This is a genomic window from Chitinivibrionales bacterium (assembly GCA_035516255.1).
GTDB lineage: Bacteria > Fibrobacterota > Chitinivibrionia > Chitinivibrionales > FEN-1185 > FEN-1185.
The window spans coordinates 81081-107542 of record DATJAL010000016.1 but is presented as its reverse complement, the minus strand read 5'-3'; the positions used below and the strand labels follow the sequence as shown (position 1 = coordinate 107542).

Sequence of the window (26462 nt, the reverse complement as noted above, 5' to 3'; positions counted from 1 at the left end):
AACTCATTGACAAGAACAAGAAAGGCCTTGACGCACGATGGTAGGAAAAACCGAGATTCTCAAGAGCAGGATCCTTGTCGTTGACGATGAGGAATTTGAGGTTGAGTTGATAAAGCGCATCCTGACAGAGGCCGGCTACCAGGCCGTGGACACCTCGTCGGACCCGCGGGTTGTTGCGCCGCTTCATGCGGAGAACAACTACGATCTCATCCTGCTCGATCTCATGATGCCGGGCATGGACGGGTTCGCGGTGATGGCTAAGCTCAAGGCCATCGACTCCTCGGGATATCTGCCGGTGGTGGTGATCACCGGGGAACTTGACAAGAAGATACGAGCGCTGCAGTCGGGCGCAAAGGATTTTCTGCCGAAGCCCTTTGAGCCCGCCGAGCTGCAAATGCGGGTATACAACATGCTCGAGGTGCGCCTCCTGCACAAGGAACTGCAGCACTATAACGAGATGCTCGAGGAGAAAGTGGTGCAGCGTACCGCCGACCTTAAACAGAACTACCTCGAGACCATTGTGGCGATGACCCGTGCCGCGGAGTACAAGGATAAAGACACGGCCGACCACCTTGAGCGCATCAGCTTCTACTGCAAGGAGATCGCCCTCATGCTCGGGAGCGACGCGGACTTTAGCGACCGGTTATTCTTCTCGAGCCCCATGCATGACATCGGCAAGATAGGCATCCCCGACAATATCCTGCTCAAGCCCGGCGGCTTTACACCGCAGGAATGGGAGGTCATGAAGGCGCACGCCGCCCTTGGCGGCAAAATCCTCGGCAACTGCAAGTCACCGTACCTTAAAATGGGCGAGGAGATCGCCGTGGCCCACCACGAGCGGTGGGACGGCACCGGATATCCCAGAGGGCTCGCAAAGGCCGCCATTCCCCTGTCGGCGCGGATCATGAATCTCGCCGATGTCTACGACGCCCTCAGGAGCCGGCGGCCGTATAAGCCCGCGTTCGACCATGTAAAGGCCGTGGAGATCATCACCAAGGGCGACGGCCGCACCATGCCCTCGCATTTCGATCCTGCGATCCTCGACATGTTCCGCAGGAACAACAGGAAATTCGAGGAGATTTTCGATGAGTTTAGCGGGAAGCCGGTACGTTGATCCGGTAAAGAAAAATTCCGAACTAATTACGGCGCATAATTATTCCAGCCTGTAAAAATGAAAAAATTATAAAAGCCCCGTTTCGGCCCGTGCGTGTAATTCCTTGGCATGCTTGGAGTAACATAAGACCGTATTTTCTCCCCTCGCCGGGCGAAATCGATTTCGTCGCATTACCCTGAATTTTAATTTATAATAAAATGAAAAACAAGAAAGACGACGGCCCGATGGCCAACCAAATCGCGTTGCGCGCAGACACGTTGAAAAAGTGGGAACCCGCAGCCGGGTTGAGGACGATAATTCTTAAAAGTAAAGCAAATGCGACCGTTGAGAAAATCGGAAGAATGGACGAAAAACAAAGGCGTCGCCTTACTGCCGTTGCATTCGGGGAAGACTACAACAAACTCCACGAAAGGGTAAAAAAGGAATTTACCGGCGAGACCTGCATTCTCCCGCCGGCGGCGATCTGCAACGTGCGTCAGGGAAAAAGAAAAAAAGCGACCTGCACCTGTGCGGATATCCACTTTTACTGTTCAAAGATTTATTTCCTGCTGGAATGAGAATGGAGACCCGGAAGTCTTGATGAACGGGCAAGATAAAACGGGGAAGCACGGAAACAATAATTTCCGGAGGTGCCATGCCCACCCAAGAATATATCAATAATCTTGACGCATTTTACAAAGACAACCTTTCACAGGTCAATTCCGGTAAAAGGTTCACCGACAAACTCGACGTGGAGCAGTCCTTTCTCGAGTCTCTGGGGTTCAACGTGCTGTTTGAACAGCAGGCAAGAATGCGAAAGGAATTGAATGAGCTTAACTGGTTCCTGATTACGGCATGCAAATTAAGCCGGGGCCCGTTGTTTGCGGTAGGGTACGGCGGCGGTCACGAACCGCACTCGAAATTCAAGGCATTGATCGAGGCGCTCAATAATATGGACGTGAAAAGGGAGAATTAACCTGTCGTTGTCTGATCATCTTTTAGTAACTATCAAATGATTATTTCCAATTTGGACAGTACCTTTCCAGATTGGAAGAGCAGCTTTTCAAATTATCCTGGTTTATTCCGGCAGTGTCTGAAGGGAGGGCATTTCCAAACCCGGGTACGTTTACCTGTGCCTTTCCGGAAAAGCTCGTGGTCGTCGCAACCGGCAACGAATAGCCGAACCACTTGCCCGACGACGCGATGTCTATCCCGGCCGAATCCTTTAAAATCTGAACGTCATTCGCATAGAGGCCGTGTTCGAGGTGATAGGAGATCTGCCCCGTATACATGGCGTTCAACATTACGGGGAATTCAGAGGCCTTCGCCTTTTCCGAGGCGCTTAAAAACTTGGGGATCACGACCGCAGCCAGAAGGCCGATAATAAGGATAACGGTCATGAGTTCAATGAGGGTGAAACCAGCCGCCCGACGGGTCCACATTCGCGCTCCTGTAAAGGAAACAGGAAATATTATTTTAAAAAGAAGGGACCGCGATCATAACCGAATGAACTCCCATGTAAAGAACCTGAGCTGTACACACGGACTATCAGGGGTGCATGCCGCTTTTTACACGCCTTTTCCGGAGGCCATCCTTACCCTATAATATATCGATTTTGTTGGATATTGTCAAGGTAATAAAAGGCGGAATTCTCGGCAAACAGGAAGCCGGTTTCCGGTCTTTGCATCAACGAATCGCCGTCCTGAGGTCTTTTACTGCGCATTCGCCTCCGTTTCTCTCCTTCCATCCTTTATTTTTCCATTCATGAACATCCAAAGCATGCGGATGCATTTTGGGCCGATGCCATGTGGAAAACTGTTGCGGCTTTTTGTACTCCCTTGTTTCGCCGCAGGAGCACTCGTCTCCTGCGTGCATAACGGCATCTCCGTTACGCGTCCTCCCCCCTCCCTCTCGGTCCGGGGCATACCGCCAATTCCGGATTCCCTTGCGCGGGCGGTTTCGCGCTACCGTAGCTGGAACTTCGCGTCATTCGCGGGCTGGGCGCCGGGCGGCAGCGGAATGGTTGTGGTCTCCCGCGTCAAACAGATCAACCAAGTTCTTTTTGTTGCTTCCCCCGGAGCGCCGGCCAAGCAGCTCACCTTTCTTGGCGAACCCGTCACGAACGTGGCCGTGTGCCCGGATTCATCGCGCCGGATGCTGCTGTTCACCAAGGACAGCGGCGGCGACGAGAATTTCCAGATCTACTCGCTTTCTTTCGGCGAGCGCTCGCCGGCGCGTATCACTTCCGGCGCGGCGCAAAACGAGGGAATCGTCTGGTCGAACGCGGGCGACCGGTTCGCCTTCCACAGCAACAGAAGAAACGGCAGGGATTTCGGCATTTACTTATGCGATATCCGGAACTCCGGGTCCGTCAGACCCCTCGTGGAGGCGACGGGTTCATGGTCGGCGGTGGACTGGTCGCCCGGCGACAGCCTCCTGCTGCTGCTGCATTACCTTTCAAGAACGGCGTCGTATCTTTACGCGTGCAACCTCAAGACGGGCGCCTGTGCGCCCCTGCATGACACGCTCGATACGGTGTCGCAGGAGATCGGCGCGTGGGGTCCGGACGGCCGCGGGATATTTCTCACCTCCGACGAGCGCACGGATTTCCGGACGCTGCGGTACTTTGATGTCGCCTCGCGGCGCGAGACCGTGCTTTCCGCATCAATTCCCTGGGACGTGCGCGAAATCGAAATGTCGCGGGACCGCTCCCGGCTCGCGTTCCAGACCAACCAGCACGGGTACTCGCATGTGTATATCATGAATACCGCCACGTTTGCCTACAGGGAGGTTCCGGGACTTCCCCGGGGAGGGATTTACGGACTCAAGTTTGATCCTTCGGGTGAGCGGCTCGGCATGACCATCACGACGGCGCGGCAACCCGAAGAGGCTTTTTCCCTGCGGCTTTCCGACTTTTCGCTTGTCCGATGGACCGCGAGCGGGCTCGGCGGACTCGATTCGAACGCGCTCGTGACGCCGGAACTCGTGGAATATCCGACGTTCGACAGCGCCGGCGGAGTAACGCGCACCGTTCCCTGTTTCGTTTACAAACCGAAAAACAAGCGGGGCCCCTTCCCGGTGCTCATCGATGTCCACGGCGGGCCCGAAAGCCAGTTCTGGCCCTATTTCAAGCCCGACCTACAGTATGACGTGTGTGATCTCGGACTGTGCGTTCTGGCACCCAATATCCGCGGCTCCGGCGGCTACGGCAAGGAATGGCTGTCTCTTGACAACGGGTACAGGCGCGAGGACGCGGTGAAGGACGTCGGCGCGCTGCTCGATTGGGTTGCCACCAGGCCTGACCTCGACGCGTCGGCCGTCGCGATCTCGGGCGGATCGTACGGCGGCTACGTCGCGCTCGCCTCGCTTATCCGGTACGGCAACGGGCTTACTGCGGGGATTGACCGGTACGGCATCTGTAATTTTGTGACGTTCCTTGAACGCACCGCGCCGTACCGCCGTGATCTGCGCCGCGCCGAGTACGGCGACGAGCGCGACACCGCCATGCGCGCATTTCTCCTGCGCATTTCCCCGCTGACCGGCGCGACCCGCATCAGGTGCCCGCTTTTTATATTCCAGGGCGCGAACGATCCGCGCGTCCCACTTTACGAATCAGAACAAATGGCGGGAGCCGTGCGGGCAAACGGCGGAGTGGTATGGTCAATCGTGGCGAAGGACGAAGGACACGGCATACGGCGGAAGGCGAACCAGGATTATCTTGATTTTGCGGAGGCGATGTTTTTAAAGATGTTTTTATTGGAAAAACGGAAAAAGCAGCAATAAAACACGCCGGCGAATATTTTTTTTATATCAATAGTTCCATTTTGCCCTGCTGTATTCAACCCCCTCCTCCACGGTATACCTGATTTTCACCCTGCTTCGTATCTCGCTCGTCAGCCCTGTCCGGTCCTTCGCACCGAGCGTGATGATGAGCGCGATGTCCTGCGGTGCGCATGAATCGGCGCGGGAAGGGGAAGGCAGGGGAGCGGTTTGGTCCTTTTCAATGGAGAATTTCACCGGGATCGCGCCCTCGCTGAAATACCGCACCGCCGTGTCGTTTTTCCGCAGCGTGTCGCTGTCGAGCCGATAGGTGACGGTGTCGCCGTTGCCGCGGGACAAGAACGTGATGCCTTGGTCGTTGAAATAGATCACCTGGGGCGATGTCCTGATGTCGTTGGAAATGAGCGCGGCTGCCTGCTCGGTCTGCGCATAAAAGGCACTCTTGCGCTTCTGGAGCGTGGTGTGGCGCGAGATGAAGGTCCAGGAAAATAAGGCGAGCGAGATCGCGATGCCGGATATGACAATCGCGACAATGAATTCAATGATGGTGAAACCGCCCTTGGCGGCGGGGCGGCTAGGGCGAGGGCGCATTATCATTGGAAAATCCCTGTAACAAGCGGAACGTTACCGAAGGTCCCTGCTCCGGGGCGCGGCGCACCGAAACAGCGAACTCCTGGTATACAACGACCGAATCGGCCGGCAGGGAATCCCTCCGGATGCGCGTGCGCGTTACCGCAAAGGTGAGACCATTGACAGTATCGGAATAGACCGTATCGCCGGGCAGCACGGGCGACCTCTCGAAGGTTTTTAATCGTTCCATCTCGTTTGCCGCGATGATGGAGGCGCAGGCGACGTTGGTGCGCCTGCCCGCGATTTTATCTCCGGTCACAATGAGCCCAATCACCGCGGTCGTGGTGAATCCGAGGATCAAAACCGCGATGAGCGACTCGATGACGGTCATGCCCGAGGTCGGGCTGCTGAAGAAAATCCGTGGCAGCAGCATGGCGCTATCCCTCCTCCCATCGCGCAATGATCTGCCTGCCAAGGAAAAACGGCATGAAATACTCCGTGACGTTGGGGAGCCTGCGTATCGATCCGCTCATGGAATTCCTTGGCTGTACCGCGGGCGCCGCGGGCAACCCGGACGTCTTTGCGCGCGCCTTCAGCGTCGGCAGGTCCACGAGCTCGTTCGCGCGAAGAACGCCGTACAGCGTTCCCTGATGGCATATCGCGCCCTGCGCCCACAGGATTCCCTTGACAACCGTGTTTTTGTCAGTTTGTATGCCGCCGGGATTTCCGCACGCGACAATTACCGCGTCAACATTCGCGTCCTGCGAAATGAACACAGATACCGGCAACTGGGGCCTGGGTGTCTTCGCCGGCGCGGCCGGAAGCCCCTTGTTCTCGCCGTAAGCAACGATGATGCTTTTGTTTTCGATCCTGCCGCTTTTATATACGAGGAGGGACGACAGGGTCAGCGCGGTGCCCGAAAATGAAGCGCGGTCGCCGATCACGAGCCGTTTGGGGCAGAACACCGAAACATTGAAAAGCCTGGCGTCATCGAAGCATTTGAATTCCCCCGACGTCACGAACTCCACGTCCTCGATGCTGGCCTTCCCGGTTATCTGCACGTCGCCCAGCACAAATATGCGGCGTTTTTCCTTCCAGGCAATGGTGGTGAACGAGCCGTTGATCAGGAGCGAGCCGTTGACCACCTCGGGGATGCCGGCGGCCTGATCGCTGTTCTGTATCAGGAGGGGGGCGACCGGAATCGTGGTGTCAAGTTTCGCGCCGAGCTTTGAGCGGTAATAGGCCACGAGTTTAGCGAGTTCACCCGTTGCCAATTGATCGGCGGACTGTTTTTTGTTGACCGGTTCCGGGCGCGGCTTGCTCGCCGAAACGGGTTTGAGGGCCGCTTCAGGCGCGGGAAAAACCGTTGTTCCCTCAATCCTTCCTCCACCCTCAGGAGCCGAACCGGTCGTGAGAAAACAAACCGAGTCGGGCGAATGATAAATACTGCCGCCGAGTAATCCCTTTGCTGACTTGATAATGTCCCGGAAACGGCCTTGTGACACAAGGACTTTGTAGCACGTTAAAAAGGTGAGCGAAACGGCGCAGTCGCCGAACGAATCCGAGGAAAAAGGCTGCACCGCCAAAGGGGTGTCGTCGGGGACGAGACCGGAGAAGGAGTCGGAGGCGATCGCGGCCGTGGGCCTGCCGAAAAGTTTCTTGTTGAACAGGGAATCGAGGGTGTTGATTTTTGCGAGGGTGTCGGAGGGCTTCTTTGACAAGAGCTCGAGGCCCTTCCAGATGCCGGAACGCGCGTTGCACAGCGCCTGCAGTGACGCGGGACCGCGCAGCGAGGGCTTTGCGATGGTCAGCTGGCCGGCGGTATAGACCGAAGCGACAATGAGGGCGAACACCGCGAAGATGAGCACGGTGGGAAGTACGGCGCCGCCGTTGCCACGGATGTTCATGCAACACCTTTAAAAAGAGTTGACGCAGAAACACAAGGACATAAAAAATATAGTTAGATGAAAATTGAAGAATGTCAAGGTTTTATAGCCTGGCCGCGCTGCTTCGGATTTTCACCCTTCAACTTCCCGCTCAATTTTATTTCTCTGTGGCTTGTGGCGACTTTTTTTATTCCTTTACCGTCAAAACGTACGCGCCGTGCCGGTCGCGAAGCGTCACCGCAGTTTTTTGGATTGCCGTCACCTTCTGGCCCGACAGGGTGTCGCCCACGCCGAGAATGGAGGTCTTGCCGTTGGCGTCTTCGAGGATCGCGAGCGGGTTGCTTTTGTAAAGGATTCCCTTGAGTGAAAGCCTGGGTCGCGCCGACGCCGCCGCGGCGGCGTGATGCACGGTTTCGTCGCCTTGGCGTTCTTGCCAAACGGTTTTAAAGGGGCTTTCAAATCCGCCGCCGTAACGGACGACGGGGGGAGCGGGAGGGAGGCCAAGCGCCTTTTCCACAAGCGCAAACGACGCCGAAAAGGCCGCTTCGTTTTCGAGATCCGGGCTCGCGTGCCGAGTTCCCGAATGCTCCCCGATGCCTAAAGCAAGCCTTGCCGCAACGACCCATGCCGCGATGATGCAGGCGCAAAGCAAGATAAAAACTGGGCGCTTGAGGGCCATCGCATTACTCCGTTTTCGCGAGGAAACAGGTGACGAGGACGCGTACGTCGAGGCCGTTTTTCTGCGCCGTGACCGCGAGACGCTCCACCCGGAAAACCCGCGGCAGGTCCTCGAGCGACGAAACGAAGCGTCCCAGGGAATGGTACGCCGTGGTCATTTCGAGGACCACCGGATATTCCGCGCGCCCCTGCCGCCGCGCTTCCTGCTGAGGAAGCATCTTTACAAACCGTATGTCGGCATCCTTGGCCTTTGCGATCAAAAGCTGCAAAAGGCCCGAGAGGTCGGCGGCGGCGGGGCCGGCCTGTCCCGGCGCCAGCCTTGCGTAGCCGTGGGAAAGCTGCTGCTGTTTGTCAACGAGCCGCGCCCGTATCGCGCCGTAGCGGTCCTTGTCCGACACCAACATCTTGACATGTGAGACCTCTGCCGCGACTGCGCGGTATCCCTGCCACAGCGGCGCAAGCGCGTAGCGCGCGACGCACAGCGACAGAAGAACCGCGCCCGAGAAGACCGCAAGCGGTATTATTTCGCCGGAAAGCCGGCGGAAACATTGAGGTTGCATGTTATCCTAAAATTCAAAAGGTTCGACGATTCATTTCGCTCCAGCGATGAAAGCGTCACGCTGGGATACAGGCCGCTCTGCTGCAAAGACGCGATGAACCCCGTCACTTGTGATTCGCTGTGCACCCACCCCGACAACGCAACGCGCACCGTGCCCGACGCGGGGGAGCCCTCGCTGCCGAGCATTTCCAGAAACATTCCGTCGGGACGCAGGGCACCGAGCGTCTGCAGCATCTGGGACCAGCGCGTCCGGTTGAGAGTTTCGTCGTGCGCCGAAATAAGGAGCCGGGCAAGGGAATCGTTTTTGCCCATGAGCACCTTGAGGTCGGGGTTGTTTGCCAATATGGCCTGATATTGCTTTTTATACGAGGCGAGCCTTCCGTGTGTTGCGGCGGCGAGCATGGGGAGCGCGGCGCACGCGAGCAGGCAACAAAGCACCATGCCTGCCGAAACCGCGTACAGGGCGGTGCGCAGCTTTCTCAACGAGGCCGGCGCCGTATCGGCCGAAAATCGCGGCACGCTCCCGAACCGGCCCGAAAGCGCTGCGCCGGCCGCTGCGAGCGCGTCCGGGTCAGACAGGTCAATTCCCAAGCCGGAGCAGTCGAGCCGGGTCGCGGGAAATTCCGCCGGCGCCTCGCAGGAACCGAGAAGATACACCCGGTTGGGAAACGGTGCGGCGGCCGCGATGCGCGCCCAGTACCGCTCGATCCTTGCAAGGTGAGCGGCAAGCGCCTGCGGCGCGGCCGGGGCCATGGCAAAAACCCCGGCGAGACCGCCGTCGACGATGATTCCTATTTTGTAAAACGACGCCTCTTGATAGACAGAAATAAACGACCGCTCAATATCCGGGACGAGGGCGAGCGGCAGGGTGCACAGGAAGGCGTCGGCCGGGACAACGGCAAGCAGGTTGTGCGAGAGGCGGCTTGTATAATTGGTGATGATCGCCTCGCCCGCCTGCGGCGCCAGGGGGCCGCCCGTTTGCGAGGTAACGAGGGAGCTTGCGGAAACGGAAGACGGAACGTCCGGTCTCCAATGCGAGGGCGCCGCGCCAACCACGCCGCGGTGCAGCAGCAGCAGAGCGCCAAGGGCGTTGCCCGCGTTCCACCGGCGCAGGCGTTTCGCGACCCAGCCCTGCGGGGTTTTTTCAAGGCTCGCCATGAGAAACGAACCTTCGTCGGTGGCAATGATGCCGTGGAGGTGGAACATCGCTGCGATTTCCGTTTTTGTTATTGGGGCGCCTTGACGGTATCGCGGACCACCGGCCGGCGAGCCCCGTTTAAACCCGATGCGGAATCGGGTTTTTTCGATTCGGAATTCTTGTTGATGCTGTCCTCGATTTTTTTGTCCATGAAATCCTTGCTGCTTTTGTCAAGGTTTTTCAATTCCTCCTTTAGATCAACGGCGCTGGCCTTGGTGAGGATGTGCGGCGTTATGTACACCACGAGATTTGACTTGTTGCGCACCTTTGTCGTTGTCCTGAACAGCGGCCCGATAAGCGGGAGATCGCCGAGGAACGGTATTTTTTCCTGTACCTCGCTTTCCTGGCTTTTGATGAGCCCTCCCAGGACGATGGTCTCGCCGTCCTTGAGCCGGACCGTGGTGGTGATTTTCCTGCTCGAAATGTTCGGGTAACCGTCCTTGTTGATGCCTTCGGAGCTCTCGACGTCGGGAGAGATCTCGGCGGTTATCTGGCCGCCCATGGATATCCACGGCGTGATGTCGAGGGTGATGCCGAACTGGATGGGTTGGAACCGTATGGTGTAATCGGTGCCGGCGACGCTGCCCGTCGTCATTTTAAAATACTGCGTCTGGGAGACGTTGATCGACGCCTTGTTTCCGTTGAGCGTGACCACCGAGGGCTGCGCAAGCACCTTTGCCTGGTCCTGCGATTCGAGCATATGCAGAATGAAGAAAAAGTCGTCGGGGAGCGCCGAAATGATGGACGGCACCTGGCTCGCGCCGAAGAGAAAACTTTTAATGACCGAGCCGCTCGTGCCCAGATCAAACGATGAAGCGGCGCTGTCGTACGGTGTCTGGAAACTGGGTGAATTGCGGTACGATTGGCCCTGGGTGTCCTTCCGGTGCCACCAGGCATTGACGCCGAATTCCTTGCTCAGGTTTTCATTGTACTCGACGATCACCGCGTTGATGCCCACCTGCGGGGTGGGGATGTCGATGGTGTTGATGAATTCGCGCACGCTCACGATGTCCTCCGATGTCCCGGACACGAGGAGCGCGTTCTGCTCCTTGATCACCTTCACGTTGTTGGGCGGGATGTCCTTGGGCAAAATCTGCATCACGCCGTCGGCCTTGATGCAGTTGAGGTGGATGAGTTCCGATTTGGAAAGGGCCTGCCCCGAGGGCGTGGCCGCATTGCGGTCGCCGATCAGGATGATCGAGTCCTTCTGGACAAACGTGAACATGGTGCCGCCCAGAAGCAGGGCGAGCGCCTCGGTGAGCGGGACATTCTTGAGCTTGGCGTTGATCTCGCCGCTCACGGTGCCGTACGTGATGATCTGCATGTCGCTCTGCTCCGAGATCGCCTTGATCACGTCCTGCAGGTTGCCATTGGTCACATCGAGCGAGATTTTTCCGTTCGAATAGTCGACGACGAACGAGGTGGCGCCGCCGCGGCCGCCGCGCGGGCCTCCCCCCGGGAAGGGGGGCGTCATGCCGGCGGAAGGCTGGCTGCCGCCGCCCTCGGCCGAGAATACCTGGTAGATGTTCCGCCGCTTGACAAGCTTGAGTCCGCTGCCTTCGAGAAGCGCGCGCAGGCCGTCGTCGAGGTCAACCTGGTAGAGCTTGCCCGTGATCTTGGCGTCCACCTTGGCGTCGGGCACGATGGAGATCGCGGTCTTTGCGCTGATGTCCTTGAGGAACTCCTTCACGTCCATGTTCTGCACGTCAACGGTGAGCTTCCCGCGCGCATAGCTGATCACGGAGCGCAGCTCTTCGGTGGTCTTGCGGATCCGGTACACGCTGCCCTCCTTCACCACCTCGAGGCCGATGGACTTTGCCAGGGTGCGCAGGCCCTCGATGACCGGCACGTCCGACAGGTGCACCGTGACCTTGCCGGCCACATCCTTGTCGAGGATGATGTTGAGGTTGTAGCCCTTCGAGATGGTGCGGACCACGTCCTGGATGTCGGCGTCCTTCACATCAAGCGGAGACATGATCTGCTGTTCCGGGTCGACGGGTTTCTGCTCCGCCGCGGGCTTGACCGCCGGAGCGGACTTCTGCCGCTGTGCCAAGGCGGGAGAACTCCCGAACATTATAAGCGCCAGCACAGCCAGAATACATGCATGGGTACTGCGGATCATACAAGTTCCTTTTCGTTATCGGAAACAGACCGTTTGAGACCGAGAATGTCCTCCACCATTACTACGCGCAAAAGTTCATCGGGCGAGGTGATGCCCTGCTGGATTTTTTCAACGCCGTTTTGGATCATGGTCTTCATGCCGATACCGCGAAAATGAGCCCGGAGCGCACCGTCGGTTGCGTTTTCGGAAATCATCTCGCGTATTGCATCGTTCACCGCGGCAAGCTCGAAAATCCCGGTTCGGCCTTTGAACCCCGACTTGTGGCATGCCTCGCAGCCCTCCGGCACAAAATGCTCGGGCATGGGGATGCCGGGGAGCATGGCTTTCCAGCGTGACAGCGCCTCGCCTTTTTTGTCCGCGCGTTTCTTGCACACCGGGCACAGCACGCGCACGAGGCGCTGCGCGAGAATGCCGAGCAGCGAGGACGAAATGAGGAACCCGGGAACGCCCAGGTCGCGCAGACGCGTGATCGCGGCAATCGCATCGTTGGTGTGCAGGGTGGATAAAACAAGGTGGCCGGTCTGCGCGGCCTGCACCGCGATTTCGGCGGTCTCGCGGTCGCGGATCTCGCCGATGAGGATCGCGTCCGGGTCCTGGCGCAAAATTGAACGCAGCGTGGCGGCAAAGGTGACGCCCGCCTTTTCGTTGATCTGCACTTGGTTCACGCCCTGAACCTTGTACTCGATCGGGTTCTCGATGGTGGTGATGTTGATCGCCTTGGTGCGGATGCGGTTCAGGCACGCGAACAGGGTTGACGATTTGCCCGACCCGGTGGGGCCGGTGACGAAAATCATGCCCTGCGGTTTTTGAATGAGTTCGGAGAGGGTGGCGTATTCGGCGGGTCCCATGCCGATGTGCGAAAGCTCAAGGAGGCCCGCGTCGTGCGCGAGGATACGGACCACGGTCTTTTCGCCGTGGTGCGTGGGAAGCGTTGACACGCGGAAATCGTACGTCTCGCCCTGGTGGGTGTAACGGATACGGCCGTCCTGCGGTACGCGTTTTTCCGCTATGTCAAGGTCAGCCATGATCTTGATGCGCGAGGTGATCGGCACGTACATGCTGTGCGTGGTCTCGGTGTGCTGGGTGAGCATGCCGTCGATGCGGTACCGCACCACGGCATTGTGTTCCGTGGGCTCGATGTGGACGTCCGAGGCGTTGAGCTTGATGGCTTCGTCAAAGATGAGCGACACCATTTTCACCACCGGCTCGCTCTCGGTGCGCTTTTTGATTTCCTCAAGGGAAAGCGATTCATCGCCCTGCGCCTGCCGCTCGTATTCCCGGGAAATCTTGCCGACCGACTGCTTGAGAAAGGAAGCGCCCTCATACAGCTTTTTCTTTGCGGCGGCCATTTTTGAGGGAGAGGTGAGGCTACAGTCAACGAGAAGCCCGGTGGCGGCTTGCACCATAAGAAGGGAGGTGAGATCAACAGGATCACTCACCACTAACTTCAGCACATCGTCGTTGCGCTCAAGGGGAAGGCAGTCCACCTCCTTAAGGGTTTCAAAAGACATTTCACTCATAAGGTCGCGGTTGATGAGCCCTTCTATTTCCGTGAGAAACGGCAGGCCGAACTGCGCTGCCAGTGCTTTATATACCGATTCTTCGGGTACATTAAATTTTTTTACCAGGCATTCGCCAATCCGGTGATAGCCCGCGCCCGAGGCCTTTTCTTCCTGCTGGAATAACAAAGCCCTGTCAAGCGTGTCGCGCCTGATTGCCCCGCAAGAAACCAGTATTTGTCCTAATTGCTCTATCATGCTGATTTTCTATCAATTTATATTAACATATAAGCATTGATTTTATCAAATATAATCGATTTTTATATAATAAATGGAATTTCGGGTTTGAACCCTTAAAGCTTTCTTATCATTCAGCCTACGCGCTTATTTACTGTTGCAATATTGTCTGATGAATTGACATTGCGCTACCAAGTTCGTATAATTAATATTAGATATAGATCGATCACGATCGCGGTTGCAGATCAAATTCCAGGGGACGTTCGTGGCGATGATCCCAAATCCGTTTTCCGTTCTTGAAAAAACCGTTAATGTGCTTGTGGTGGACGACGAGCCCGTGATACTCACGATGCTCGAGCGCGTGCTGAGCGAATTCGGCATTTACTCCGTCCAGATCGCCGAAAGCACAAAAAAGGCGCTCGAGACGATCGAGCAGTTTCCAAAACGCTTCCACGCCTGCCTTTTCGACCTCGGGGTGAACGACGTGGAGCGCAACGAGTTCCATCTTCTCGACCGCTTCGGCAAGACCATCCCGTTCATCATCATTTCGGCCACCGCGGACACGGAAAAATCCTTTGAATGTAAAAACAGGGGCGCCAAGGCGTTCGTGAAGAAGGCTTCAGAAATGTTCAACACCAGGCTTGTGTCAAGCCTCAATAAATACGCGCTCATCAACATGATCTATCCCGGCTACGAGAAGGACGACGAAAACGTTTTGAGCAGGAGCGTGGACGCGCTTGAGACATCAAGTCCGCTCAATGTGAGGGACTGGGCGAAGGAGGTTGACATTTTCGAAGTCAAGCTGCGCAAGGAAAGCAAAGGGCAGATGACCCTCAAGCCGAAACAGGCGCTTTGCGTGTTTCACGTTTTTTCCGGTTTGTTCAGGCACATTGAAAATTCTTTTAACGAAAAAGACCTAATTAAAAATTTTGATTCCAACAAGAGCGGCGAGGCGCTCCTGGACTCAATTGCGTATAAAAAAGTCTTCGAATACTACCTTGCAAACAGGGTGGAAATAGACCCGCGTATTTTCGGCCGTCTTCCCCTCGCGCCAATGGATTGATTCAATTGCGGGGCTGGTTTCTTCTTCCCGCACCCTGGAAAATTCCTCTCCGATATTGCAATAGTTTCAACGGCCGAACGCGCTCTCTATTGGCGCTGGTTTGAAATAAAAAAGGCCGTCATTCAAACAGCCTTTTTAAACGCAAGGATTTTTTTAGCTCATCATTTAATTTTTATCTTTTTCGTGATGCTTCTCAGCCCGCGGTTATTTAGTTGCCCCCACAAACGCGCCGTCGACAAACGCCGCACAATGTTCAATGCCGACAGTGTGGAAATCAAATTCATAGACGGTCAGGAGCAGCCCGTAATTGGTAGGGACGTTGAACCTGATCCTGGCCTGCGAAACCGAATCAGCCGAAAACGCAACCTCGTTCCACACGGTTCCGCCCGCGGCATCATTGAAAGTGCCCGAAGGAAAGACATTGGTCCATGTACCCCTTATAAGAAGCCAAATGTCAACCGAGGTGATCTCGGCCGTTTTCTTGGCCATGAAACGGATTTTATCCGCATATAACTTTTTGGTCGTCAGGTATAAATAAGGGCCCGGCGATGCATCGTTAATGGTGTGGGTGAGGTTTGTGCCTGTCAATCCCTCGTCATCATATGCGGCAGGCATATTGGTCCATCCCCCTGAGTTCGGTGTGGGTGGGGTGGAATCGGTAAAAGAACCTGTGGGGCTGACCCATCCGGTGAGAGGCACGGAGCTCACGGTAAAAGCAAGGTCATTGCCGTAGCTCGTGCCCGCGCTGTTGCTCGCCGCCGCGCGGAAGTGATATGTTCCGGAAAGGCCGCCTAAAAAAGCACCGAAAGTCTGGCCGGTGAGGCCACCGGTTTGGATTGCCGTGGTCGATCCGTAGGCAGTTGTCGGACCATACTCCAGCCATGTTTGGCACGGTTCGCCGCCCTCATCGTTGATCAGGCCGTGTATGTCGGCCGAGGCCGTGTCAACCGACGTTGCGTCAAGGGTAACAACGGTCGGCGCGACAATTTGGGAAGCGGATTGATACAATCCCACTTCGTAAAGCCAGAACTGCCAGCTCGCGTTAATATAATGATACCTGAAACGCATTTTTGAAACATTGCGCGGGGAAAACGTCAGTTCGGTATATTGTCCATCAGTGACCGTGCCGCCAAAAATATTTTGCCATGACGACAAATCGGAATTCCATACATCAACCTGGACCGAGTCGACATGCGAATAACCGAAATCGCAGTCCACCCTCACGCGGCCGCAGTTGATCGGCGCCGGAAGGCTGAAATCGGCCCAGCCGGCCCACCCCAGCCGCGGGGAATTGGTGGCGTAATTGACCGTGGGCTGCACCGGGTTGTCGTAGGCATTCTGCAAATTTGTCCACTGGCCGCCCTCCTCGTCAAGGTATCCGGTGGGAGATACCCATCCCACGGCACATGCCGATGATGCCACGGAAAGCAGAACCGCAACGAACAGCACTATGCGGAACATGAAAGTATTCATGGTACCGTGCACCTCACCGTTAGCGTCACGCGCGTCACCGAAGTTACCGAGTTCACCTTGAAACCGATCACATCGCCTTGGTTGATCGCCGTGCTGGTCCAATTTGTAAAGGTGTTGCCGCTTGAGTACTGCGCGTTGGAAAGCGTGGGCTTGGTGCCCGTCCCGCAGATGCTGTTGACCGGCATGGCGCCCGCGGCGCGCGTAATGTCAATGACGATTGAGCCGCTCACGTCCGACACAATCGTCCAACCGACAATGGTGCCGGTGAACGGCATGGTGGGATTGGCGCCGGATTTCGTCCCCAGGGTGATGGGGGTTCCGCCGTTGTCGATGGTGATACCGAAGCAATAAGTGGCATTGCCTTGCGGCCCTTGAGGGCCCTGCGGCCCGGCAGGCCCTGTGGCTCCAGTCGCTCCTGTCAACCCGATCGGTCCCTGCGGACCAGTGGCGCCTGCAGGTCCAGTTGCGCCAGTCAAGCCGATCGGCCCTTGGGGTCCCGTGGAACCGGCCGGCCCTGCCGGCCCGGTAGCTCCTGTTGCGCCCGTCGCGCCAGTCAAGCCGATGGGCCCTTGGGGGCCCGCGGGACCGGCTGGTCCGACGGCGCCGGTCAAACCAACAGGGCCTTGGGGTCCAGCCGGCCCAATCGGCCCCGTGGCTCCGGATGGTCCGGTTGCACCTGTCAACCCGATCGGTCCCTGCGCCCCGGTGGCCCCCGTAAATCCAATCGGACCTTGAGGCCCAATGGCGCCAGAATCACCCTTGTCGCCTTTTGGTCCCTGCGGACCAGCGACGCCGGTGTCACCCTTTGGTCCCTGCGGGCCAATCGGGCCGGTCAATCCCTGCGGTCCCTGAGGGCCTGCAGAACCCGTCGCACCCGTCAACCCAATCGGTCCCTGAGGACCGGTAGGTCCGGCAAGGCCGATCGGGCCGGGGTCTCCCGTTGCACCCTGAGGCCCCTGGATTCCTTGAGGGCCTGTGGTGCCTTGGCTGCCCATTGCACCGGTCGGTCCGATGATGTTCATGACCACGGTCCAGGCCCCTGCGGACTTTGAACTTACATCGCCTGTTGAGGTATTCAAATAATAATCGCCGTCATTGCCAGCCCCGGACGTAGGCGGGGTAGATCCGTTCATCCATGCCGCGGCAACATCATTGACATTGTTGGTCAGGAGCAATACCGGTGCAAGATGGCCTTCCTTTGAATCGAACGAGGCCACGAGTCCGTCATCCGATGAGAGCGCCACTCCTTTGAATGTCCCGCTCTTCAGCGCAGCGGTCAGGTCGAGCTGCACGACTTTTTCGACGTCAGCCGTTCCAAGTACCTGGGTCGCCGCCGGCGTCGTTTGGGTTTGAATGTCCGAAAGCCTGACATTATTTTCCGGCGCGGTGATGTCGGCGGTCAAGAGCAGTGCCTGCAGCGTTCCGGGACTGGACAGCGCGTTCACATACAGCACCAATTTCGCCGACGCGATCTTCGATACGTCGACGCCCTGGGTCTGGAACGTGACCCATCCCACGGTCTGCAATGCACCGCCGTCAACATAGATTGACTTGTCGGTACCGGTATAGCTCGCGGCCGATGCATCGCCGTCTTTAAGGACGAAGACCGGCGTGGCGATGTTCTGGGAAAGTACGGCCGTTGCACAAACCCCGAGCATTGAAAGGATGATCGCAATTCGTTTCACGCGTCGCCTCCCTAGTTATATTTTGTAAAGTTCAGCGCCTGTTTATCAGTTTCACTCGTATAAACCGCTATAAAGGAACCTTTGCCTACTAGGCCGTTTAAGGGGACAAGTCCCGAATGTCCCGCCATGACTTGGCAGATGCGTCTGCCCGCCAAGTCGTAAAGAGCAATCAGCCCGCGGCTGCCAGAGGTAAGATGGGCAAAAAGCTGGCCGTGATTGCAGCTTAAAACGGCCTGTTGTCCCCCAATCGGACTGGCGTTTGTGATTGCGGCAACCGCTTGCGTATCACGCCATGTATAAACAATTTGATAGACAAGGGTATTGGTTCCATCATAATCCTCATCTTTGGTGCGGTTGCCGTAGGCATCGTAAGTATACGCCAGGGAATCGGTCATGGCGGTACCTGTACCGTCACGGTCGTGCGTTGCAACGGATACCAGAAATCCATTTGAGTAACTCATGAAAGCCGTGCTGATGCAATACCACGTGCCGCTGCTCATCAGCCATTGCACTTCTTTTGCCACCGTTGAGTCCGGATTATAGGTAAAGAGCGTCGCCTGTGTAGCGGTAAAGGCGGAAGAGACCAATTCATAAAGAGAATCCGCCACTGTTTTTCCAAAAGCGTTCAATGTGTACCGGTGGTAATATGTCTCAACTCCTGCGGATATCCGCTGCTCCTCGATAAGACGTCCTTGGCCGTCATAGAGCATGCTGTCGGTGTACCTCAATGAGCCGTCTTTTCTCAAGGTGTGCACGGCAATAAGGTTGTTGCCGCTGTACACGTAGCGAACGATTGTCAGAGTATCAACGCCGGAGAGAAGTAATTCTTCCAATAATTGCCCGTTGCCGTTATACGTGAGTTTATCGGTGCTCATGGGCGATGTCGAACTGTCTGAACCACTCCATACTCGTGACTGGATCCTATTCCCTTGGGCATCGTAGGAATAACCGGTTAGAAACTGAGTGGTTGATCCATTGGCTGCAAAGTTGGTTCGAAGCTCTGCATCAAGCAGGAAGCGGTTTGCGCCAAAACTCAACGAAACAATTGCAAATACCCAGATGGGAAAAAGCTTCACTAAAAACTCCTTTCATAGACATTTAATTAAGCGCTTAAATTTTAGGCCATTATTTTTGAGCCTGATTTTAAAAATCTTTAGATCTATTTTACCAATTTTTAGATAAAAAGTCAATCTTTTTCTTTTTATTTTCGAATTAAGATGAATCTTTTAAATAAAAGAGAAAAGAGGGCGCCGGAAAACAGAAAATGGGATCCTTTACTACTTGCAAAGAATCCCAAATAAATTTATTGCGGAGGAAGAGGGACTCGAACCCCCAAGCCGTTGCCGGCAACGGTTTTCAAGACCGTCGGATTACCATTATCCTATTCCTCCGGCGCAAGAAAAATACGTTGGAAAAGGCAGCGCGGCAATCCTAAATAAAAAATAAGCGGGGCGTCGACATTATTGAATAATATTTAAACCGATTAAAACAGTTGGATCCTACAATAATGGGAATACGAATTACTTCCCTGAAAACCCGGGCCTTCTTTCCCTGTCCTGCCCACAGTTCCGATATGTAAAGTTCTTCATTCCGAATAGACGGTATCGCATGGTGAACTCCTTTACCGAAGTGGATTGAACGAACGAGGACGGCTATACGACGATAAAACGGCAATCTTTATGCCAGGTAAGCATAGTGATGTGATTTTTTCATCAATGTTTTAGATGATTCTCATAATTGGGAGAGGCGACGAGAAAACATTCTATCAATGAAAAGACGAAAGTTTTTCTCCCCGATGCATGACGCAGGGTTCATAAGTTTATTTTAGGAAATACTTAGTCATGGGGATAACTTTTCCCGTGGCACACTAATTGCAGAAATTTTTACAGAGTTCGCTTGGAAAAGAAACCAATCAACAAAGGAGGGAAAAATGCCGCATAAAGCCGCAAAACCGATTCCTGAAGGACTCTATTCACTGACACCACAATTATGGTTCGGCGGGAATTGCCGCGAGGCGATTGACTTTTACAAGAAGGCGTTCAATGCGGTACAGGTCGGCGATGTAGAAACAACGCCGGACGGCAAGGTGATCCATGCGTTGCTGAAGTTCGGAAGCAGCCCCGTTTTTCTTGCCGACAGCATGGGGGGAAGCGACCGTGTCAAACCGCCGGAGCATTACGTTACCATGGGGTTGTATTTTTACGTCGGGGACGTTGACGCTTTGTTCACTCAAGCCACGGCAGCGGGATGTGAAGCGACAATGTCGCTGCAGGACGCTTTCTGGGGCGACCGGACGGGCCAGATAAAAGACCCCTACGGCTATCTCTGGGACATTGCAACCCACACCATTGAGCTGACACCCGTTGAAATGAAGAAAGCTCAGGAAGAGTGGATGGAACAGCAACACGGAGTTATGGCTTAACGGCGGCTGTAATCAGCCGATTGAATGCCTAAAAAGCAAGCGCCGGCACATTGACATGAGCCGGCGCATTTTTTTTGGTAGCCTTTGTTAATTACCGTACAGCGCCTTGAGCTGTTCCACGGTCGGATGGCCTGCGTAAAATTCTCCCTGTGGACCAATATACCCGTTGTTGTGTTTTGCCAGTTTCACGGGCGTAAATCCGCCCTTGGCGTTGGGGATGTTTATCGTCGCAGTGTCCTGTACTGACGAATGAGGTTGCGAAGCGATCTTGGAGCCGGATTTGGCTTCCTCTTTGGCTGGCTCGGACGTTGAAGATGCCTCCGGCACCTGCTGGGCGCTGGACTCCTTTGTCGGAGAGGTCACCGCTGCCGGGTTTGCAGCTGGTTCAGGAACAATTACATAGCCGTTCGAATACGGCCTGAAGTAATATCCTCCGCAATAATAATAAGGAACGCCGCCAACAATAATAGTGGCATATCCGTCGGGAAGGTAGGCGACAAATGTTCCGAAGGGAGGGGCAATCGGGCCGTAATCATACCAGTAAGGCCACCGGGTTCCCCACCCGTAATATCCATGATAAAAACCGTGATGGAAACCATGATCATAATACCCGCCTCGAAATCCGCCCCATGCCGCAGTATCGATTGCCGACACGGCAATGATGATTCCCATGAAGGCGATAAACATCAAAGAAACGTTTGATGAATTTTTCCTCATAATGCACTCCTTTGTTTCTCACCACCCATTAGACCGTCAAATCAAATAAATAGTTACTGAAAAGCACCTGTTTCAACGGAAAATATAAGGCCTCACGCCTAGAAAATCAATAATTAATCTGGAAATTTTACTATTTATCCCGATTGAACCGCAGAATTTTTCCTTTAGTGCAAAAGTCTCAGCCCCTTGCGAGCGACAGCACGCGGACAGCCTTCGCGCCCGCGTCGAGCAGGATGGCTGCGCATTGCGCGGTGGTTGCTCCCGTGGTCACCACGTCATCAACGAGTGCAATGGTTTTTCCTTTTATAAGGCGCGCTTTGCCGGGCGGGACCTGGAACGCGGCAGCAAGGTTTCTCGACCGCTGTTCCTTCGATAGCGCCGTTTGCGTCCTGGTTGCCTTCCGGCGCGTAAGCGCCTGAATGCAGAGGACGGGATGCCCCGCGCTTGAAGCCAGCACCCCGCGGCAAAAATACTCGGCCTGATTGTACCCGCGTCTCAGCTTTCGCAGAAAATGGAGCGGTACCGGCACCGCGATGTCCGTACCGTTGAAAAAGTCCCGAGGAATTAGTTCACCATAGATTTTTCCAATATCAAAGGCGAGCCTCTTAAATCCGCCGTACTTGAATGCGTGTGAAAGTTCTTTCACCGTATCGTCATAATCGAACAATGAGTAGATTCTTTCAAACGGAAAGTCCCAAGCGTATTCACATGCGCACGGCCTGGCGCGGCGGTTCTGGCCGCACAGCGGGCACGCGTCGCGGCGCTCGTGGTTTTGCACGAGGTGGGAAGCGCACCGTGCACAAAGCCAGTGGTTTTTGTCGGAACAGGGATTGCGGCACACGATGCAGAGGCCTGGGAAAACAAGGCCGGCTGCGTTGCGGGCCGCGCGATCAAGAAGGGATTTTATTTTTTGCCGCACCTCAGGCAGATGCATTGGGCTGCCCGGGTTGCGCAGTATCTTCCTCTTTAAAAAGGAAGTGCCTGAGTATGAGCCCGGAAAACAGGATGAAAAACACGATGCACACAATCTGGTTGTGGGACAGCGGGCCGAGTCTCTCCTGGGGCGTGTAGAAGCGCGTGAAATCAACGGCGAACCGCAGCACGGCATACATGATGCCGGTGAGGTACAGGCGGAACCCGGGAAATGTTTTTCGCGTTCCGACAAGCAGTATGATGACGACGATGAGAAGGCCGCCGCTGCTCTCGATGAGCTGGGACGGCAGAAGCGCATGCGCGTGCATCTCGTGCTGGTATGCGCCAGCCGGGCTGTGCAAAGGAAAACTGATGCCGCACGCGGATGAAGTGGCCGCGCCGTAGCAGCAGCCGTTGAGGAAACAGCCGATTCTGGTGAGAAAAATTCCAAAGCCGAGACTGGCGCAAGAAACGTCGGCGTAGGGAAGGAACGGATCCCCTTTCACCCGGAAGTAAATTATTGCGGCGACCAGCGCGCCGATGAACCCGCCGTACATCACGAGCCCGCCGATTCCGAGGTTGCCGGCATGGAACGGATTGATGATGGAAAGCAGGTCGCCTTGGAATTCCTCAAAGTGAAGCACCACGTAGTAGAGGCGCGCGCCCACGATCGCGGCGAGGATCACCCAGAAGCCCAGGTCGGTGATCACGTCGGGATGCAGGCCCTCCTTTTTTGCGCGCGTCGCGGCAAACCAGATGCCGAACAGAAACGACACGGCAAGCATGAACCCGTAGGAGTGGATGGGGACGGTGAATTTCATGAGATGGATATTGAACAGAATGGGGTGCATGGATGAGATGCTTTCCTTGTTGGGTTTTTGAACAATAAGTTACCCATTGAAAAATAAAATCTGAATGGGGATTAGTGGTATAGACTTTTCAAATTAAAAATGTCTGGTGGGGCAACCACTTCGTGGTTTCCCCTGGGGTGGCGCGGCGATCTGCACCCACACCCCTTCAAACAGAAACGCGCGCGAAGCGCAACGCATCCGCCTTGCGGACGTCGCGTTTCCGTAACGCCTTGGTTGCGGTGCATCCTCCTCCGCCTTCGGCGGCCTCCCCCTTGATAAGGGGGAAAGAGTCGCGGCAGAAGGAATTATGCCCGCGCGCCAGGGGCGACCGCAGGCCGTCGCTGGAGCGCGGCGCTGCCCGGACGCCGCCGCGAAGCGGCCTCGCGCCGTGGCAGCCCGAGCCGAAGGCGAGACCGGAGGGACGGACCCTTGGAAGTACCCGAAGCGGTAGAACCGGTGCCGTGACCGGCAGGCGCCATGATTGTTTTGGTAGTTACGAGGCAGGCTGAACTTGCCCCACATGAATATTTAATCAAAAATCTTGTTTGCCGTACCTTGCATTCAACAAAAATCCCAGCAGTATCGCTATTGTCAAGGTAAACGACCCCCCGTAGCTCAAAAAGGGCAGGGGCACGCCCACCACGGGCATCATGCCGAGGGTCATGGAGACGTTGATGAAAATGTGAAAGGCAAGGAGCGACACCGAGCCGACGATGACGAGGTTGGTGAACCGGTTGCGCACCACCTGCGTCGTGGTGTATCCGCGGATGATGATAAAAAGAAATAAAAGAAGGATGGCGATGCAGCCGGCGAGTCCGAACTGCTCACCCAGTACCGAGAAGATGAAATCGGTGTGCTGTTCCGGCAGAAACGACAGCCGCGTCTGCGTGCCCTTTTGGTAGCCCTTTCCCGCCAGCGAGCCTGAGCCGATCGCGACCTTGGATTGGATCACCTGGTATCCGGCGCCGGCAGGATCCATCTGCGGGTTGATAAAGGTGAGAATGCGTTTTTTCTGGTAGTCCTTGAGCACGCCGTTCCACGCCACGGTGGTGATGCCGGCCGTGAACAGGTTGATAATCACGACGCTTGTAAGGATGAGAAACCGCGGCCGCGCAAAATAAAGCACGCTGCACAGGATCACGAAGAAAATGCCCCAAGGGATGGTCTCCCAGATTCCGCCTTGCGTCTTAAAAGTAAAGGCCAAGATAAGGGGGATTGCCGAAAGTGCGAATGAAACAAGGGGCGAGAAAAGGAAAAAAAGCTCCAGGATCGTGAGCCCCGCCCAGTACATCATGGGCACCGACATGAGGCCGAGAATGAGCGCGGTGCCCAGGTCGGGCTGTTTGAGGATGAGCCCGAACGGCGCCAAGATCATAATGCCGGGCACGATGAACGACGGCAAGCGTTCCAGCGTGACGGTCTTGGTGGAAAAATACCGGGCGAGCGCGAGCAGAAGGCCGATCTTGGCGAACTCGGACGGCTGCAGGCGGAGGCCTGCGATGGACACCCATCGTTCCGCTCCCTTGCTGATGACGCCGGTGAAGACACCGTACAAAAGCAGCAGCAGCGAAGCGCCGTACATCACATAGGCAAATGAGAAGTAGAACCGGGCCGGGATCGAGGTGACGAGAAGAATGATGAAAAGCCCCATGATGATCCAGATGATTTGATTCCTCGTGGAATGGATGAGCGGCCCCGCATCGTAGATGTGGGTGGCGGAATACACGAGTAGAACGCCGATGGTCCACAGGGCAAGCGCGGCAAGGATCAGCGCAAGGTCGAATTCGTTTTTTTTCTGCAGTTCGAACATATCGTCATCACCGAGCCGCTGTTTTTATTTTGCCTTTTTCGTCGCGCGCGGCCTGCGCGTAGGCATCGGAAATTTTTTTGCCCTCTCGGTCGTTTGCGAAGAAATACCGCAAAACCGCGCCCGCAATGGGCGCCGCGACGCTTCCGCCGTGGCCCGCGTTTTCGGCAACCGTGGCGATGGCGATCACCGGGCTGTCGACCGGTGCGCAGGCCATGAACAGAGCATGAGTCTTCTGGCCCGGGTTTTCGGCGCTGCCGGTCTTTCCGCCCACCGGAACATTGGGCACGGCGGCACGTCCGCCGGTGCCGCCCGCGGCCATCACCTCGATGAGGGATTTATGGAGCGCCGCGACCACCGTTGAATCGAGCGAAAGCGTCCGTGACACGACAGGGTTCTGCTGGGCGATCACCGTGCCGTCGCTGCTGCGCACCTCCTTCATGAGGAAGGGCCGGTACACGCATTGGCCGTTGCCGAGGGCGCCGGCCAACGAGGCGAGCTGGATCGGTGTGACAAGCTGTGTCTGCCCGATGGCCATGTCCATGTCCAGGCCCTTGGTCCACACCCAGCCGCGCGCCGCGAAGCGCTTGTTGTATTCCTCTTCGCCCGAGAGCCATCCCGTCTTTTCACCCGACAGATCAATGCCGGTGGGCTGGCCCAGACCGTACAGAGCCGCCGCCTTGTTGATGAGCTTGTCGCCGAGCCGCAGGCCCAATTGGTAAAAGTAAATGTCGCATGACTGCTTGACAGCGCCCACGAGGTCGAGGCTGCCGTGCCCCTTGAGGTCCCAGCAATGGGCGACACGGCTGCCGAACCGGAAACTTCCGCGGCAGGGAACCGGCATATGGGAATCGGCGGTGATTGTTTTACTCATGAGCCCGGCCACCGCAGTCACGGGCTTGAACGTCGATCCCGGCGGGTAGGTGCCTGCAATGGCGCGGTTGTTAAGCGGCAGGGCCGGGTCGAGCGCGATGGATGCCCAGTTTTTCGAGCGCAGCGTTGCCGCTGCGGAGAAGATGTTGGGGTCGACACTGGGGCTGGATATCATCGCGAGCACCTCGCCGCTGCGCGGGTCAAGCACGACGGTCGCGCCCTTGAGCGTGTCCGGGAACGAGTCGTCGGCCGTGGCCTGCAGTTTGGCGTCGAGGGTGAGGTACACGTTGCCGCCCGGCACCGGTTCGATCCGCGGCATGTTTTTTATGGGGCCCAGGCTTTTCCCGTAGGCGTTGACCTCGATGTATTCCTCCCCGTCCTTGCCCCGGAAGAGGTCTTCGTACTGCCGCTCGATGCCGGCCTTGCCCACGAGGTCGCCGAACCGGTAGCCGAAGTTCTTGAGGGAGTCAAATTGATTTTCGGGAATCTCGCTCATGTACCCGACGACGTGGAACGCCTTGGCGCCCAGCGGATATTCGCGCCGTGATTCCGTTTCCACCACGATGCCGGGCAGCTCCATGGAATGCTCCTCGATGATGGAGACGAGCGCCATGGAGACGTCCTCCTTGAGCCGCGCCGGATCGAACCGCCGCTTTTGCGCCTCACGCATCTGCTGCAGCAGTTCCAGGCTGTCGAACACGGGATTTCCCTCGTCGTCGCGGATCTTGATGAGGTTGTTGATAATCTCGGATCGTTTTTTCACCTTGTAGGGCAGCACGCAGACGGAATAGGAAGGGCGGTTGCGCGCGAGCACGACGCCGTTTCTGTCGAGGATCAGGCCGCGGGGCGCCTTGATGACGCGCAGCTGCATGCCGTTTTCCCTTGACAGACGGGCATTTGTCTCGCCCTGGATCACCTGCAAAAAGAACAGCCGGGCGATGAGCACGGCAAACAGCGCGCACACCACGATGATGAGGCGGAGGCTTTTCGCCGCGCGTTCCTGCTGGTCGTCCTGGAAGTGCAGGCTGATCGGCATG

General features: G+C 56.3%; 23 protein-coding genes and 1 tRNA gene. 6 read left to right on the top strand and 18 right to left on the bottom strand.

Translation table 11 applies throughout. The annotated features are described in order from the left end of the window. The first annotated feature begins 37 nt into the window (after window positions 1-37). The 3 genes from VLX68_05555 to VLX68_05545 all read left to right on the top strand — a co-directional run bounded on the left by VLX68_05555 (window position 38) and on the right by VLX68_05545 (window position 2069). Window positions 38-1114: an HD domain-containing phosphohydrolase gene (locus tag VLX68_05555; GenBank protein ID HUI91699.1), complete on the top strand. Its 1077-nt coding sequence runs from the start codon at window positions 38-40 to the stop codon at window positions 1112-1114. A 197-nt stretch (window positions 1115-1311) separates the two neighbouring features. Continuing rightward, window positions 1312-1671, top strand: a complete 360-nt coding sequence (locus VLX68_05550) for a hypothetical protein (protein ID HUI91698.1) — start codon at window positions 1312-1314, stop codon at window positions 1669-1671. Between the two features lie 77 nt (window positions 1672-1748). Further along, a complete protein-coding gene (locus VLX68_05545; GenBank protein ID HUI91697.1) occupies window positions 1749-2069 on the top strand; it encodes a hypothetical protein in 321 nt (106 codons plus the stop codon). Window positions 2070-2109: 40 nt separating this feature from the next. Here VLX68_05545 and VLX68_05540 read toward each other — a convergent pair whose 3' ends face one another. After that, window positions 2110-2535 (bottom strand): prepilin-type N-terminal cleavage/methylation domain-containing protein, encoded by a 426-nt coding sequence (locus VLX68_05540; protein ID HUI91696.1) that lies wholly within the window; start codon window positions 2533-2535, stop codon window positions 2110-2112. Window positions 2536-2962: 427 nt separating this feature from the next. Between VLX68_05540 and VLX68_05535 the strand changes: the two genes are divergently transcribed. Then, window positions 2963-4876, top strand: coding sequence for a prolyl oligopeptidase family serine peptidase (locus VLX68_05535; protein ID HUI91695.1), 1914 nt, complete (start codon window positions 2963-2965; stop codon window positions 4874-4876). A 27-nt stretch (window positions 4877-4903) separates the two neighbouring features. Here the strand turns inward: VLX68_05535 and VLX68_05530 are convergent, their stop codons facing one another. The 8 genes from VLX68_05530 to VLX68_05495 all read right to left on the bottom strand — a co-directional run bounded on the left by VLX68_05530 (window position 4904) and on the right by VLX68_05495 (window position 13643). Then, the gene (locus VLX68_05530) at window positions 4904-5464 is read right to left on the bottom strand and encodes a type II secretion system protein (GenBank protein ID HUI91694.1); all 561 of its coding nucleotides are present in this window, start codon (window positions 5462-5464) and stop codon (window positions 4904-4906) included. Beyond that, window positions 5448-5876 carry a hypothetical protein gene (locus VLX68_05525; protein ID HUI91693.1) on the bottom strand — a complete coding sequence of 143 codons (429 nt, stop codon included), beginning with the start codon at window positions 5874-5876 and terminating at the stop codon, window positions 5448-5450. The genes VLX68_05530 and VLX68_05525 overlap by 17 nt, the downstream gene beginning before the upstream one ends. A gap of 4 nt (window positions 5877-5880) precedes the next feature. Then, window positions 5881-7350 (bottom strand): hypothetical protein, encoded by a 1470-nt coding sequence (locus VLX68_05520; GenBank protein HUI91692.1) that lies wholly within the window; start codon window positions 7348-7350, stop codon window positions 5881-5883. A gap of 166 nt (window positions 7351-7516) precedes the next feature. Continuing rightward, complete coding sequence (locus tag VLX68_05515; GenBank protein ID HUI91691.1) at window positions 7517-8008, bottom strand: hypothetical protein; 492 nt, start codon at window positions 8006-8008, stop codon at window positions 7517-7519. A 4-nt stretch (window positions 8009-8012) separates the two neighbouring features. Next, the gene (pilO, locus tag VLX68_05510) at window positions 8013-8567 is read right to left on the bottom strand and encodes a type 4a pilus biogenesis protein PilO (protein ID HUI91690.1); all 555 of its coding nucleotides are present in this window, start codon (window positions 8565-8567) and stop codon (window positions 8013-8015) included. Continuing rightward, window positions 8528-9772 carry a PilN domain-containing protein gene (locus VLX68_05505; protein ID HUI91689.1) on the bottom strand — a complete coding sequence of 415 codons (1245 nt, stop codon included), beginning with the start codon at window positions 9770-9772 and terminating at the stop codon, window positions 8528-8530. The genes pilO and VLX68_05505 overlap by 40 nt, the downstream gene beginning before the upstream one ends. A gap of 20 nt (window positions 9773-9792) precedes the next feature. Next, on the bottom strand, window positions 9793-11886 hold the full coding sequence (locus VLX68_05500) for a hypothetical protein (protein HUI91688.1): 2094 nt from the start codon (window positions 11884-11886) through the stop codon (window positions 9793-9795). After that, window positions 11883-13643 carry a GspE/PulE family protein gene (locus VLX68_05495; protein HUI91687.1) on the bottom strand — a complete coding sequence of 587 codons (1761 nt, stop codon included), beginning with the start codon at window positions 13641-13643 and terminating at the stop codon, window positions 11883-11885. Before VLX68_05495 ends, VLX68_05500 begins: the two co-directional genes overlap by 4 nt. A gap of 250 nt (window positions 13644-13893) precedes the next feature. Between VLX68_05495 and VLX68_05490 the strand changes: the two genes are divergently transcribed. Further along, on the top strand, window positions 13894-14685 hold the full coding sequence (locus VLX68_05490; protein HUI91686.1) for a response regulator: 792 nt from the start codon (window positions 13894-13896) through the stop codon (window positions 14683-14685). Window positions 14686-14889: 204 nt separating this feature from the next. Here VLX68_05490 and VLX68_05485 read toward each other — a convergent pair whose 3' ends face one another. From VLX68_05485 to VLX68_05470, 4 genes are all read right to left on the bottom strand, one after another. Continuing rightward, window positions 14890-16158, bottom strand: coding sequence for a hypothetical protein (locus VLX68_05485; protein ID HUI91685.1), 1269 nt, complete (start codon window positions 16156-16158; stop codon window positions 14890-14892). Then, window positions 16155-17843 (bottom strand): hypothetical protein, encoded by a 1689-nt coding sequence (locus tag VLX68_05480; GenBank protein HUI91684.1) that lies wholly within the window; start codon window positions 17841-17843, stop codon window positions 16155-16157. Before VLX68_05480 ends, VLX68_05485 begins: the two co-directional genes overlap by 4 nt. 11 nt (window positions 17844-17854) lie before the next feature. Next, window positions 17855-18919, bottom strand: a complete 1065-nt coding sequence (locus tag VLX68_05475) for a hypothetical protein (protein ID HUI91683.1) — start codon at window positions 18917-18919, stop codon at window positions 17855-17857. Window positions 18920-19152: 233 nt separating this feature from the next. Further along, window positions 19153-19234: transfer RNA gene (locus VLX68_05470), tRNA-Ser, on the bottom strand. 539 nt (window positions 19235-19773) lie between these two features. On the opposite strand from VLX68_05470, the gene VLX68_05465 reads away from it, so the two are divergent. After that, window positions 19774-20265: a VOC family protein gene (locus VLX68_05465; protein ID HUI91682.1), complete on the top strand. Its 492-nt coding sequence runs from the start codon at window positions 19774-19776 to the stop codon at window positions 20263-20265. A gap of 87 nt (window positions 20266-20352) precedes the next feature. Here VLX68_05465 and VLX68_05460 read toward each other — a convergent pair whose 3' ends face one another. The 5 genes from VLX68_05460 to mrdA form a co-directional block, all read right to left on the bottom strand. Continuing rightward, the gene (locus VLX68_05460; protein ID HUI91681.1) at window positions 20353-20982 is read right to left on the bottom strand and encodes a hypothetical protein; all 630 of its coding nucleotides are present in this window, start codon (window positions 20980-20982) and stop codon (window positions 20353-20355) included. A 178-nt stretch (window positions 20983-21160) separates the two neighbouring features. Next, complete coding sequence (locus VLX68_05455; protein ID HUI91680.1) at window positions 21161-21916, bottom strand: ComF family protein; 756 nt, start codon at window positions 21914-21916, stop codon at window positions 21161-21163. Then, a complete protein-coding gene (lgt, locus tag VLX68_05450) occupies window positions 21903-22745 on the bottom strand; it encodes a prolipoprotein diacylglyceryl transferase (GenBank protein ID HUI91679.1) in 843 nt (280 codons plus the stop codon). Before lgt ends, VLX68_05455 begins: the two co-directional genes overlap by 14 nt. 532 nt (window positions 22746-23277) lie before the next feature. Then, on the bottom strand, window positions 23278-24555 hold the full coding sequence (gene rodA / locus VLX68_05445) for a rod shape-determining protein RodA (protein HUI91678.1): 1278 nt from the start codon (window positions 24553-24555) through the stop codon (window positions 23278-23280). Between the two features lie 7 nt (window positions 24556-24562). Further along, complete coding sequence (gene mrdA, locus VLX68_05440; GenBank protein HUI91677.1) at window positions 24563-26461, bottom strand: penicillin-binding protein 2; 1899 nt, start codon at window positions 26459-26461, stop codon at window positions 24563-24565. Window position 26462 lies beyond the last annotated feature (1 nt).